12 protein-coding genes and 2 tRNA genes are annotated in these 12712 nt (G+C 50.5%); 3 read left to right on the plus strand and 11 right to left on the minus strand.

Annotated features, from left to right (window positions below):
* Positions 1 to 210: 210 nt before the first annotated feature.
* From PJI16_02265 to PJI16_02295, 7 genes are all read right to left on the minus strand, one after another.
* Positions 211 to 286, minus strand: a tRNA-Ala gene (locus tag PJI16_02265).
* A gap of 106 nt (positions 287 to 392) precedes the next feature.
* Entirely contained in the window at positions 393 to 1067 is a 675-nt protein-coding gene (gene purN / locus PJI16_02270) for a phosphoribosylglycinamide formyltransferase (GenBank protein MDT3776384.1), read from the minus strand.
* A 12-nt stretch (positions 1068 to 1079) separates the two neighbouring features.
* Positions 1080 to 2117 carry a phosphoribosylformylglycinamidine cyclo-ligase gene (gene purM / locus PJI16_02275; protein ID MDT3776385.1) on the minus strand — a complete coding sequence of 346 codons (1038 nt, stop codon included), beginning with the start codon at positions 2115 to 2117 and terminating at the stop codon, positions 1080 to 1082.
* 9 nt (positions 2118 to 2126) lie between these two features.
* Positions 2127 to 3542, minus strand: coding sequence for a 23S rRNA (uracil(1939)-C(5))-methyltransferase RlmD (rlmD, locus tag PJI16_02280; protein ID MDT3776386.1), 1416 nt, complete (start codon positions 3540 to 3542; stop codon positions 2127 to 2129).
* Positions 3517 to 4890, minus strand: a complete 1374-nt coding sequence (locus PJI16_02285; protein ID MDT3776387.1) for a sigma-54 dependent transcriptional regulator — start codon at positions 4888 to 4890, stop codon at positions 3517 to 3519. The genes rlmD and PJI16_02285 overlap by 26 nt, the downstream gene beginning before the upstream one ends.
* Before the next feature lie 102 nt (positions 4891 to 4992).
* Positions 4993 to 7311, minus strand: a complete 2319-nt coding sequence (locus tag PJI16_02290) for an ATP-binding protein (GenBank protein ID MDT3776388.1) — start codon at positions 7309 to 7311, stop codon at positions 4993 to 4995.
* Between the two features lie 177 nt (positions 7312 to 7488).
* On the minus strand, positions 7489 to 7890 hold the full coding sequence (locus PJI16_02295) for a DUF1844 domain-containing protein (protein MDT3776389.1): 402 nt from the start codon (positions 7888 to 7890) through the stop codon (positions 7489 to 7491).
* 130 nt (positions 7891 to 8020) lie between these two features.
* Here PJI16_02295 and mazG point away from each other — a divergent pair, with 130 nt between their 5' ends.
* Positions 8021 to 8941, plus strand: coding sequence for a nucleoside triphosphate pyrophosphohydrolase (gene mazG, locus PJI16_02300; GenBank protein MDT3776390.1), 921 nt, complete (start codon positions 8021 to 8023; stop codon positions 8939 to 8941).
* Complete coding sequence (locus tag PJI16_02305) at positions 8938 to 9570, plus strand: hypothetical protein (GenBank protein MDT3776391.1); 633 nt, start codon at positions 8938 to 8940, stop codon at positions 9568 to 9570. The genes mazG and PJI16_02305 overlap by 4 nt, the downstream gene beginning before the upstream one ends.
* 56 nt (positions 9571 to 9626) lie before the next feature.
* Here the strand turns inward: PJI16_02305 and PJI16_02310 are convergent, their stop codons facing one another.
* The 4 genes from PJI16_02310 to ald all read right to left on the minus strand — a co-directional run bounded on the left by PJI16_02310 (position 9627) and on the right by ald (position 12111).
* The gene (locus PJI16_02310; protein MDT3776392.1) at positions 9627 to 10034 is read right to left on the minus strand and encodes a hypothetical protein; all 408 of its coding nucleotides are present in this window, start codon (positions 10032 to 10034) and stop codon (positions 9627 to 9629) included.
* Positions 10035 to 10067: 33 nt separating this feature from the next.
* A complete protein-coding gene (locus tag PJI16_02315) occupies positions 10068 to 10736 on the minus strand; it encodes a rhodanese-like domain-containing protein (GenBank protein ID MDT3776393.1) in 669 nt (222 codons plus the stop codon).
* A gap of 173 nt (positions 10737 to 10909) precedes the next feature.
* Positions 10910 to 10986 (minus strand) — tRNA-Pro (locus PJI16_02320).
* An 18-nt stretch (positions 10987 to 11004) separates the two neighbouring features.
* On the minus strand, positions 11005 to 12111 hold the full coding sequence (ald, locus tag PJI16_02325; GenBank protein MDT3776394.1) for an alanine dehydrogenase: 1107 nt from the start codon (positions 12109 to 12111) through the stop codon (positions 11005 to 11007).
* A gap of 204 nt (positions 12112 to 12315) precedes the next feature.
* Between ald and PJI16_02330 the strand changes: the two genes are divergently transcribed.
* A complete protein-coding gene (locus PJI16_02330; GenBank protein ID MDT3776395.1) occupies positions 12316 to 12660 on the plus strand; it encodes a (2Fe-2S) ferredoxin domain-containing protein in 345 nt (114 codons plus the stop codon).
* Positions 12661 to 12712: the final 52 nt, after the last annotated feature.

The following is a 12712-nucleotide window of genomic DNA, read 5'->3' on the forward strand; positions in this document are numbered from 1 at the left end:
GAGGTTTTAGCTTTCAGAAGACCAGTGCCCGAAAATTGATGGGAATCCCGTCGCGATCAGAAAGACACACCTGGTCAGTCAGGTGAGAAATGGATCTATCTGGCTTCGAATAGAAATGAGGAAATTTTTAAAACCTGGTGGAAGTGAGAAGAGAATTCTCGAACCGGAACCCGCGAATTGAGTTGCCGAGCGGCAAGACGCAAATAAAAATGGTGGAGGGCACGGGAGTTGAACCCGCGACCCCTACGTTGCGAACGTAGTGCTCTCCCAACTGAGCTAGCCCCCCACACTTGAGATTCCTGCTATATGCAGCGTTGGAAAAAAGAAAATCTTATGTATTGAAAAATATCGAAGGATTATAACTGACTATTAGTCGTGTTGCCATCGCTGATCTATTTTTTTTGTGTACCTCCCGATCCACTCATCCTCTCTTTAATCGATTCGTCATTGGAAAGAATGTGAACCTGACGCCCTTCCAGATTTAATCGTTGTTGTGCCATCAATTGAAGAGCTTGAGGATAACATTCATGCTCTTTCTCCAATATACGGGCGGATAAGGATTCCACCGTATCCCCTTCAAGAATGGGCACGGCGGCTTGCACAATAATCGGCCCTTCGTCGACCCCTTCCGTCACCAAATGCACCGTGCAACCGCTCACTTTTGTTCCCCACTCCAAGGCTTGGCGCTGCGCATCGAGTCCTGGAAACGCCGGCAGGAGTGAGGGATGAATATTAAAAATCTTCGATGGGTACATCCGAATTAAGGCGGGGGTCACAATCCGCATATATCCTGCCAGGGCCACATATTCCACTCCATGTTGCCGAAGAAGGGCACCCATAGCCAGATCATAGGCTTCGCGAGGGTTGGTCTCCTGGGCAAAAGGCTTTGGATCTAGATAGATCGTAGGAACGCCCCGCTCTTTCGCCCGCTCCATCCCCGCGGCATTGAGCTTGTTGCTGGCTACGACCTTGAGAGTCGCATCCAATGCGCCCCGATCAATGGCATCTAGAATTGCGACAAGGTTTGATCCCCGGCCGGAGATTAAGACTCCAAGTGCAAGCGACACAGTTTCAACCTTCTAATGCGAATAATAAAGTTTTGGCTCAGAAGACGGCCGCTCTCGAACCTCTCCAATGACCCAGCCTGTCATCCCTTGTTCCTGAACTATGTCCAATATCCGACTGGTTTCTTCATGGGGGCTCACCACGACCAGACCAATGCCCATGTTAAACACGCGAAACATTTCGTCTTGATCAATGGCACCTGCTTCTTGAAGAACTGTGAACAACGAGAGTGGCGCCCACGTGCTTCGATCGATGACCGCTTGGCAGGACTCCGGAATGACGCGTGGCACATTCCCGGTAATTCCACCACCGGTGATATGCGCCAGACCATGCAATCGGCTCTTCGACAATAAGGCTTTGACTAGTTTCACGTAAATAAGAGTCGGCTTGAGTAATGCCTCTCCGACCGTGCCACGCAGACCGGGTACCCGGGTCTCAGGAGACCACTCCTTCAGCTCAAGCACCACTCTACGCGCCAAAGAATAGCCATTACTATGAAGGCCACTCGACCCGACTCCAATCAACACATCCCCGTGTTTAATTTTTTCCGGGCCCAACATCTCGGACCGTTCCACCACCCCTACCGCAAAACCGGCCAGATCGTATTCTCCCTTCGGGTAACATGACGGCATTTCTGCGGTTTCTCCACCGATTAAGGCACAACCGGCTTGGCGGCATCCCTCGGCAATTCCCTGAATAATCGCTTCTCCGACTTCCACTTCTAAATGACCCGTCGCGAGATAATCCAGGAAAAAGAGCGGCTCCGCTCCGCTCACAATGATGTCGTTGACGCACATCGCGACCAAATCAATTCCGATCGAATCATGTCGATTCATCGAGGTGGCCATCTTGACCTTGGTCCCGACGCCATCCGTCCCGGACACCAGAATCGGCTCACGATAGCGGTCGGAAGGAAATCGAAAGAGGCCCCCGAACCCTCCGATGTCTCCCAAGACTTCAGGACGGAAGGTGGACCGAACCATAGGACCAATTCGTTTGACAAATTCATCGCCTCGTTGAATATCTACTCCCGCTTCTCGATAGGTGGCCATGGCGTATCCTTAATCTTTGTCGACCGGTTCAGGTGCTGAAAGCGTCAATTCAACTAATGTTTCGAGATGTGCCGTCTGGGGAAACATATCAAAGGGTTGCATGCGCTGAATGGTATAGCCCTTTTCACATAACGATTTAATATCCCGGGCCAATGACGGGGCGTCGCAAGAAAGATAGAACAGTCTGGGGACTTGCAAGACTCCCAAGCGATCCACAACTTTTGGATTGAGCCCCGCACGCGGAGGATCCAGGAGGATAACATCGTAGGCGCCGGATTTGACAGTCATGAGATAGGATTCGACCGAACTGATTCGCACACGACACCCTGTAATCTCATTAATACGCAGGGACTCACGGGCATCGTGGATGGCAAACGGATTCCCCTCCACACAGGTCACGTGAGCACCCTGGCTCGCGAGGCTGAGACCTAAAGGGCCGGTTCCAGCATACAACTCCAAAATTCGTTGCCCTTTCAGATGACCCAGCCACTCCCCTACCATCTTCCCCAACAATTGAAAGACGTTCCAGTTGGCCTGCATAAATGATCGATACCCCATTTTCAGGCGCAATCCTCGGAAGGCTTCCCAGACATGATCCGCTCCTCGCACAATGGGCTCATGCCGCAAACGGTGCCTCGAATCATGTTCTGGTGCATCCGCGCGTTCATAAATCCAGCCCTTGATGTTGGGAATCTCAGAACAGGCATTCATCAGACGCTCGACATGTTCTTTGGTCACGGCTCGACCGCGGAATACCAACAGCCCCACCTCTTCCAGTTGGGACCATCGGATTTCCACACTCTCCAAATTCATCCCATCAATAACCAAGGAGCGAAGGCTAGACCGGACAGCATCAATAACCGATCGCATCTTATCGTCCACCAAAAAGCATGTGTCAACCGGTAGCAGTTGCTGAGTCCCTGATTCAAAAAATCCCAGGAATAATCCGTCCGGTCCCCCCCCGATTCCCAGGCGCAGGACCTGCCGATAGCCATAGGGCCTCGGAGACGGGATCACTGGAGAAATCGGTACATCGAAAATTTTTCCAATCCGACGAAGGGTATCTTCCAGAATCAATCGTTTTTGAGAAAGTTGTTCTTCGTATTGCACATGCTGAAGCTGGCATCCCCCACATCGCCCGACGACCGGACAGGGTGGAACTACACGGCTCTCAGCCGGATCCTGGACCTGGAGTATCTTCCCCCGGCTCACGCCTTTGCGACGACTGAGTATCTCCACCTGTACGGATTCACCGGGAATGCCACCGGCACACAACACCACCTGGCCATTCAGTCGTCCGAGACTGAATCCGCCTGCCACCAGTTTTTCAATCTGGAAAGGATGGGAAGATCCGGGAGACAACGTTTCAGTAGAAGAGGGAGAAGGAGTCCTGCGAGGCTTAATGTTCGGGCCGGAGTTCAACATGAAGTAACTTAATCTTTCTGTGTAAATGACTACGCTCGATTTTCAATTCATCAGCGGTTTTGGAGACATTCCAATTATTCTCCCTGAGTTTTAGAGAAATGACTTCACGCTCAAAGGCATTACGGGCTTCCCGGAGTGAGTCATAGTTGGTCCCCACGGCCAAAGAGGGCACTCCGCTAGGCGCCCGGCCCTGGAGAAACATCTCAACATCCGCCGCATCAATGATTGTCTTCGGCACCATGATGAGTAAACGCTCAATCAAATTCCGGAGTTCCCGAATATTTCCAGGCCAATCATGCCGTTGCAACGCCTCCATGCCCTGCGGACTGAACTCTTTAGGTTTTATACCCTGCTCTTCCGAATGAAGTCGCAAAAAATGCTGCGCGAGTTCAGGGATATCATCACGACGCTCCTTCAGGGTCGGAACCACAATCGGCAGAACATTTAACCGGTAATAGAGATCTTCACGGAAGGTCCCTTTTCCAATTTCTTCCGACAAATCTTTATTGGATGCAGCAATGACCCGGACCTGAACATTGATAAGTTTTGTTCCGCCAACCCGTGTAAATTGTTGCTCTTGAAGGGCACGCAACACTTTGGCTTGCGTGGCCAGACTCATGTCCCCGATTTCATCTAAAAACAGAGTTCCCCCGTCAGCCAGCTCAAACTTGCCACGTTTCATTGAGCTGGCGCCACTGAAAGCCCCTTTTTCATGACCGAATAATTCACTCTCGATCAACGTTTCCGGAATCGCGGCACAATTGATTTCCACAAAGGAACGATTATGCCGTGGGCTCTGCAAATGAATGGCGCGGGCGACAAGTTCCTTCCCTGTCCCATTGGCCCCGGCAATCAACACACGACTATTGGCTGGAGCCGCCATCGCAATCAGTTCGCGAAGCCGCTCCATAGCAGGGGAAGAACCCACCAATTCAAATCGCCGCTCCACCTGAATCCTGAGATTCAGGTTTTCCTCTTCCAGCTTGCGTTGGTGCAAGGCATTTCGCACCAAAATCGTGACTTTTTCTAAATCTAAGGGTTTCTCTAAATAATCATAAGCGCCCAGTTTTGTGGATTTAACAGCGGTTTCAATGGATCCATGCCCGGACATCATCACAACTAAGATGTTGGGAAACTGGGTACGCAATCGCTTCAACGTCTCCAGCCCATCCATCTCCGGCATCCAGATATCCAAAATGACCAAGTCCGGGACCTCACTTCGGACAATCTTGAGCGCCTCCAGGCCGCTCTTCGCCACCAGGACTTGATAGCCTTCATCCTCAAGAATGCTGCTTAAGGTATTGAGAATGGCTGGTTCGTCATCAATCAGGCAAATGGTCTCGGCCACAATACGACCTCCATCGGGTGTGTAATGAGTGGTCCTTCACGTGTGTCTTGCAAAACGACCCTTCCGGAGAAAAGACTGTCCAGCCACTGACGTTCTCCTCCCCTACAACGGCAACTCGAATGTAAATAACGCACCTTTTGGATGATGATTCTCGGCATGAATGGTCCCGTTGTGATCGGAGATTATACGATGCACAATGGCTAATCCCAACCCTGTACCCGTTCGCTTTTTTGAAAAATACGGCACGAACAACATTTTGTGATCATCCGGCTGAATACCAATCCCTTCATCTGCCACTCTGACTACGGCCCGATGCCGGCGCCAATCGCACTCGGTCGTCACCCAAAGACGGCCGTGATCATTCATGGCCTGAATCGCATTATCAAATAAATTGACCAGCACCCGGTGCATCTGCTCCGGATCGCAATTCAGGGAGGGAAGGCCTTCATCTAATTCGACAATAAATTCAATATCCCGATGAGCCCCCGTATAGAGGGAGATCACTTTCTCAATAATGTCATGGAGTGAAGTCTTCCGCATCTGAGGAAGCGGCATTCTGGCATATTTTGAAAACTCATCGACCATCCCCTTTAACCGTGTAACTTCGCTAATGATGACCCCGGTAGCTTGATCGAAAATTTCATCAAACCCTGTAGATTTTTCTGCGTATTTTTTTCGCAAACGTTGGGCAGACAATTGAATCGGGGTTAACGGATTCTTAATTTCGTGAGCAATGCGTTGCGCCACTTCCTGCCAGGCCGCTGTTTTCTGCGCCTTAATGAATTCCGTCCGATCTTCAAAGACAAACACAAAGCCCAGGTCCAAGCCGGCCTCGTTTTGCATTCTGGAAATATTAAGGCCTACGGTCAAGAGGCGCCCGTTGGGTGTTTCCATCTGGCCATCCATGGACACACTTTCCGTCTGTTCCTGGAGCATCTGGTCATAGGCTTTCTGAAACAATTGCAGGTTGAAGGACTTGAACGCGTCATGGACCGGTCGTCCGCGCAAATCGTCTCCCTTCACTCCCATAATCCGCTCTGCAGAGGGGTTAACGGTAGAGATCAGACCGGCCATATCGATCGATAGCACTCCGGCAGCAATGGTTTCCACCACCGCTTCGGTGTAGGCCCGCCGTTGATCGATCTCCACATTGGATCGTACGAGTGACATATTCACTTCTTCCAAACTGGTTTTACTGGTACGCAAATCAGCCGTCATGCGATTAAACGATTGGACCAACGTCCCGATTTCATCCGTCGCCTTGACGTCGATTTTCACATCCAAATTACCCTTGGCAACCGCCTCGGTCCCTTCAGCCAATCGTTGAATGGGGACGGTAATCCCTCGGGCAACATAAAATCCAAACCAGGTGGCGCCAAATAAAATCAGCACAGTCACCACAGCCACAAATAAGTAGGCTCCCCCCTTGATCGGATTTTTCATGGATAGAATCTGCCGATATTCCTCAAATTGTTTGGCAATCCCATCCATTTTCATCACCAAAGCTTCCGGCACATAGGACGACACCACCACGACGCCAAACACCCGGTCCGCTTGACCATTCCCTCGAATCGGCGCTGCCGCCCGAATAAGTTTCCCCACCGGAGCTTCCTGGGCTGATGACATTGGCTGACCCGTATCTAATACATGGAGCACCAATTGCCCCACAGGCAGGCTCAACACCGCATCAGACAATTTGGGATCCATCATGCGGGCCAGGGTTTCCATTTTTGGCGAAAAGACCTCCACCCCCGCTAGATGATATTCCTGCTGCATGCGGGCCATGATGGCTCGCAATAATTCCCGATGTTCCGGTTTTAAAATATCTTCCCGGAAAATTTCTTTACTGATGGCGCGCGCCGTATCCGCGGTTAATGACTCACGCTCCTCCTGATAGAGATGCGCGACTTCTTCCGAATCCCGTAAGACATGCATGATCTGATCATTAAACCACACGTCGATGACTTCACTGATGACCCCACTCGCCACCAAGGCCAGTAGCACGGTGGGGATCAGGGCAAAGCCGATAAAGGCCGCGACCAACTTTGACCGGAACCCCTTCCCCAGCAGCTTATGCCGCTTTTCGAAAAAAGCTCGAATTAAATTTCGAGACAAGAGGAGGGTGAGCGCCACCAACCCCACGCTATCCAGGTACACCAGAAATAGCACCAGGGCATAGCTGGGACTCGGAAGAATCGAATCCGGTTGCAGAGGACCTGATAAGCCATACCGCGCGTAATAGAGGGTGAGGGCCAGACAGGGTAGGAGTAAGACCAGCACGATCCAGACCGGTCTATAATGATGCCGTTTCTGTTTTGATGAAGAACTATGAGAGGGGATACCCGACTCGATGGACGCAGGCGGTGGCCCCGTTCGAGGAAATTTCCGGGATTCAGTGGGCGGTTCTGAAAGAAGGTTCACGGCATGTCAGTCGGAGAATAACACCCAAGGGCTAGACAACTATGATCATTATTGATCAAGAACGGTATCTTCGCAAGGTGCGACCACATACCCACTGTCGATCTGCCTGTCTGCCTAAAGCCGAAAGAAGAAGCACTCGCCCGGAAGTTTGTGGGAAGGAAAAGGGTTCGCCAGCAATTAGGGGGAAACCATACTGCCCTTACCTGACGTTAAACTGACATATTTCATCCGCAGAGTGTAGAGCATATCTCCTAAGACGGACGCTTCTTCCGACGACAGATTTCCTTTAGTCTTCTCTTCCAGCAAGGATAAGATATCCACAATTTCCTTGGCTTGTGGAAGATTCACGGGAGGTGGGGGCTGTTGAGGATCCAAAGTCTCTCCCATCAGCATGAGAGAAGAGGTTCCGAGAGAAAAGACAAATGATGAAAATGACAATGGAGGATGAGGTGCATGGGGTGATTCCGCCGAAGAAACGGGTTCCGCCGCTGAAGTTTTTGCCTCCGGGGGTGGGGAAGCCTCCGGCTCCGATCGCCCTCGTTTATCCCGAATTACGAAACCTTGTTCTTCTTCGCTCATGGAATACCTCCTCTAGTGAGAAAACAGTAGCACTAACCAATGGGCTCTATCAAGAATCCAGGACTTACACTGAGAAAGAAAACGGGTATAATGCCCTCGCGCCATACTACTTATATTTTTTGGAAACTTCATGAATCAACCATCCTCAAAGCCTTCCCCCTCCGCTCCTCCGACAACATGTTTGTCAGATTTACTGGCAATCATGGCAAGATTGCGTGGACCGGACGGTTGCCCTTGGGACCGTGAACAAACCAGCCAGTCCTTAAAGCCCCATCTCCTTGAGGAAGTATATGAGGTGCTGGAGGCCATAGATACCGGGAAGCCTTCCGCTCTAAAGGAAGAATTAGGAGACCTCTTACTTCAGATTTTGTTTCATACACAAATTGCTTCAGAACAGAACCATTTTTCATTCGATGATGTGGCTAACGGTTTAGCCGATAAACTCATTCGACGCCACCCCCACGTTTTCCGACCGACCACCGATCTTACTCCTATCACAACAGCACAAGATGTAAGCCGGCAATGGGATCAACTTAAACAACAAGAACAAGCCACCCAACCGGGACCTCAGTCAGTTTTACAGGGAGTTCCCAAAATTGCTCCAGCCCTCCAGCGGGCATTTCAAGTTCAAAAACGGGCCTCTCGTGCAGGATTTGATTGGGAGAGGATCGAGCCGGCTTTGGAAAAATTCCAAGAAGAATTAAATGAATTATATACGGCCGTTGCGGATAGTATTCCGCGGACTCAGGAAGGGACTCTTCGGCCATCGAATCTGCCTGTTCAAAACACCATCGAAGAAGAGGTAGGCGATGCGTTCTTTGCGTTAGTAAATGTCTCCCGGTTCCTTCGAGTCAACCCTGAAGAGGCATTACGCCGCGCCACCAATAAATTTATCTCCAGGTTTCATTTTGTTGAATCACAAGCGACGTTGGAAGGAAAGGATCTTCGCGACTATACACTTCCGCAACTCGACAAATGGTGGGATGCGGCCAAACACCTGGAGCGTCAAACTCCACACACATCCGAACGCATCAAAGGAATGAAAACGTGAGCCAAGAGGAAGAAGAACCGACAGAGGGCCGACGGGTAGGTATCCACCCCCTTATCGTGGTGTTTGGCGTCATTTTTGGTTTATGGCTGTTCATCACGTTGATCATCCCTAAATCGAAAAATATGCCCAATGAGGGAACCCGGGCGACACCTGATACTCCGGTGCGCATCCATAACATTGTATCGACTGATCTCATCCCGACATATGAAACCACCGGAACCGTCACAGACATGAAAGCCATCACGATTCTGGTTCCTCCGGCCACCACAGACAGTCAGGTCGTCGCGCTGTTGCAATATTTCCAAAAAGCCCGTCTGAATAATTCGCTGGATACCCTTTTGCCACCCACCACACCCGGAGACAAACTCGGTGAACTCGCCATTGCCGATATCTATATTTTTTCGGATGTTCAATATGGGGTGACCGAATCAGCCAAGGCCTTGGGCCGAGGGGCTCATGCCCCTGGAGAGTTTTATCCCAGCTCCATTCCATACGAAGTGGCCATGGAAAATGTCAGAGGCCACTATGCGATTGACCTGTACAACAAAAACTCGCCGGAGCGTGCGTCCCTGGGATTTGGCGAAGACGACACCGGCGTCTATTCAAAACGCTACCAACGCGTCTTCTAGCACAGTGATGCGCGAAGAGACCAAGGGTCTCTTCCCTCCTCAAGCTTCCCTGACTCTCAGAGACCTGTCTTTTCCTGGATGGTCTTCCGCAGGACAGCCTGTTCCGCCTTCATCCACTCATCAAGCAACCGAAACAGAGCAATAGAGTCATCGGCAAAAGGCCCTATCATCACATCCCGCCGATCGGCCAGCAATCCGTCCGCATCAGCAATCTCAAGTTTTTTATCGGAAATTGCCCGCGAAAGGATTTGATTAATCCGAAGCTGTTGACCAATCGATCCGCCGGCGATGGACAGGATTGAATTTTTCAAATAGTCCAGTTCCAGTTCAATCGAAACCTTTACCCTGACTCCCTGTGCGGTTCCCCAATCAGGCCGCTGAATGGAATAATCATAGGAAAAGGCCAACTCGCGTGGCTCCCGAAAGGGACCTGTCACATTCAGGACAATTAAATCTGACGGCATAATTCGCATTCCCCAAACAATAAATTATTTAATCTATCCAACAGAAGGTGAGGATACCCGTGATTTAGACGATATTTGAATAAGAGATCCACTCGAATCCCCTTCCATTGGTCCCGTCCACCCTTGTAATCCATTTTTCAAGAGGTAGATATTGGGATAATTCTGTCGACTCAGAAAATCGCAGGCAAGCCGGCTTCGATCACCACCCGCGCAATACACCAGGATTTTATCAAATTCAATCGGGATTTCATTCTGGTACCGCATTTCTAAATCCTCAACAGGAATGAGTTTGGCCCCCGGAATTCGCTGTTTGGCATATTCAGCATTCGTGCGGACATCCAACACAAAGATATTCGATGAAGGGGAAGGTTGCACCAGCCATTGGACCGCCTCATCACTGGAAATCTCATAATACAGTTGGCCATTTCGAATCAACGTATCGGACACCCGTTGGCCTCGAGCCAACAGCGCCGTCTGGATGCGTAATGGTTCTACGGCAGACTCAATCTTCCCAGGGAGTGCACCCACTTTCTGCTCAAGATAATATTGCTCACGCTTCAGGCGTATTACCTCTTGATGAAGTCGCCGAACAGACCAGAGCGCCACACTTGCCGTACACAGTCCGACGATTCCTATAATGAATGCTAGGCTCTCCATCTCATCAATTTGTCCATTTTTCGAAAAGGCAGAAAACCTCTTCATTCATGACACAACAATTGTTGGCTGTTTGTGGTCCAACCTGCCTTCAAGGCTTCGAACCCTCCAGGGCGAATGTTTCCCAGATTTCTTGGGTGTATGACATTTTCGCTGTGGGTGGATATGTCGAAAACAGAAAACCACTGTAGGAGAAAACCGACCAGTGGAATATTGATAACTGGTCGGGGCGAGAGGATTTGAACCTCCGACCCCCGCGTCCCGAACGCGGTGCGCTACCGGTCTGCGCTACGCCCCGATCACTACGAAACTACTGTCAGGAAGGAAGGGGCTCATACGGTAATCCATGGGCATCGGCAACGGCTTGGCATGTCACTCGACCGTTCAACACACTCAATCCATTTCGCAAACCAGGATGGTTACGCAGGGAACCTTCCAACCCTTCCTCAACAAGCTGGACTATAAAAGGTAGCGTGGCGTTGGTCAAGGCTAAAGTCGATGTATACGGCACAATCCCAGGAATATTTGCGACGGCATAGTGCAGGACTCCATCGACAACATAAACCGGATCGCTATGCGTGGTTGGATGGGTCGTCTCCGCACACCCACCCTGATCAACTGAAACATCAATCAGAACTGATCCGGGTTTCATGTCAGAAATCATAGATCGCGTAATCACTCGAGGCGTTCTCGCCGCAGGAAGATACACGGCCCCAATGACAAGATCCGCGAGGGTGAGGAAATGGTGAATCATTGACTGATTGGACGCAACCGTGACAAGACGACCAGGATAGCGATCATACAGCATGCGTAACTGCCATAAATCCAGACTTAACACCGTGACTTTGGCTCCCATGCCTAAGGCAATTTTCACGGCTGATGCGCCCACAACCCCGGATCCCAGAATCACGACCTCTCCTGGGGGAACGCCAGCCACCCCACCTAACATGACCCCGGAACCTCCACGTTGTTTTTCCAAATAATGTGCCCCAATTTGGACCGACATTTGACCGGCAATTTCACTCATGGGATACAAGAGCGGAAATTGCCCTTTTGCATCCTCAGTGGTTTCGTAGGCGATGCCCGCGCACCCGTTATTCAGCAGGGCCTCCGTCAAGGCTTTGGAGGCGGCCAAATGCAAGTAGGTAAAGACAACATGATCTTTTCTGAGAAAAGGCCATTCTTCGGAATGCGGCTCTTTCACCTTCACAATTAATTGGGCATCTCCGTAGGTGGCTTGTGGGGTTGGAGCCAGAACCGCACCAGCTTGCCGATAGAGGTCATCCCCAAACCCACTCCCCTCCCCGGCCCCCTCTTGAATCACGACCCGATGCCCACGACCACACAATTCCTTCACACCATGAGGAGTCAGTGCTACTCGAAATTCATGATCCTTAATTTCTTTTGGGACCCCAATCACCATAATCTTGTCCTCTTCCCCTCTCTGCAAGCCTTGCATCCGGCCTGCACCCTGGTGAATCTATCAGGTACATTTTGTTCAATGAATACTAGGGTTCTCCCGTCAATATTGCCCGATGACCTGGACAGCTTCCTGAACCCTCAGGTAAGATCGGCTCTTTGTTTTCCAATTTCCTTGTTCGGTCATTTTAATGAAAATTTAAAGATTATGAGTAAATTTACCCATCATATTTTCGTGTGTGTCAATGAACGGCCAAAGGGAGATCCGCGAGGGTGTTGTGCTGCCCTGGGTTCTGTCGGATTACATGGGTTCTTCAAAAAAGAAGTCGAGCGGTTAGGGTTAAAAGGTATTGTCCGGGCAAACAAAGCCGGGTGTCTGGACCAATGTGAGTATGGACCAAGCGTCGTCATCTATCCCGAAGGGGTCTGGTATTGGGTTGGACAGGAAGCCGATGTCACCGAAATCATGGAGCGACATATCGGCAAAGGAGAAATCGTGGAACGACTTCTGATGCCAGGAAAAAATGGTTCATTACCCACAGTCAAATCCTAAGTTTTTGTCTTCTCACAAAGAAACCACTGATCTTATAACCCTGGCGCCACAA

This window comes from Nitrospira sp. MA-1 (assembly GCA_032139905.1).
Lineage (GTDB): Bacteria > Nitrospirota > Nitrospiria > Nitrospirales > UBA8639 > Nitrospira_E.

Excerpts from the sequence above, each read along its gene's own strand:
- ald (MDT3776394.1), bottom strand. The coding sequence starts at position 12,111 with ATGGTGATTGGGGTCCCAAAAGAAATTAAGGATCATGAATTTCGAGTA.
- mazG (MDT3776390.1), top strand. The coding sequence starts at position 8,021 with ATGAATCAACCATCCTCAAAGCCTTCCCCCTCCGCTCCTCCGACAACA.
- PJI16_02310 (MDT3776392.1), bottom strand. The coding sequence starts at position 10,034 with ATGCCGTCAGATTTAATTGTCCTGAATGTGACAGGTCCCTTTCGGGAG.
- PJI16_02315 (MDT3776393.1), bottom strand. The coding sequence starts at position 10,736 with ATGAAGAGGTTTTCTGCCTTTTCGAAAAATGGACAAATTGATGAGATG.
- rlmD (MDT3776386.1), bottom strand. The coding sequence starts at position 3,542 with ATGTTGAACTCCGGCCCGAACATTAAGCCTCGCAGGACTCCTTCTCCC.
- purM (MDT3776385.1), bottom strand. The coding sequence starts at position 2,117 with ATGGCCACCTATCGAGAAGCGGGAGTAGATATTCAACGAGGCGATGAA.
- PJI16_02295 (MDT3776389.1), bottom strand. The coding sequence starts at position 7,890 with ATGAGCGAAGAAGAACAAGGTTTCGTAATTCGGGATAAACGAGGGCGA.
- PJI16_02330 (MDT3776395.1), top strand. The coding sequence starts at position 12,316 with ATGAGTAAATTTACCCATCATATTTTCGTGTGTGTCAATGAACGGCCA.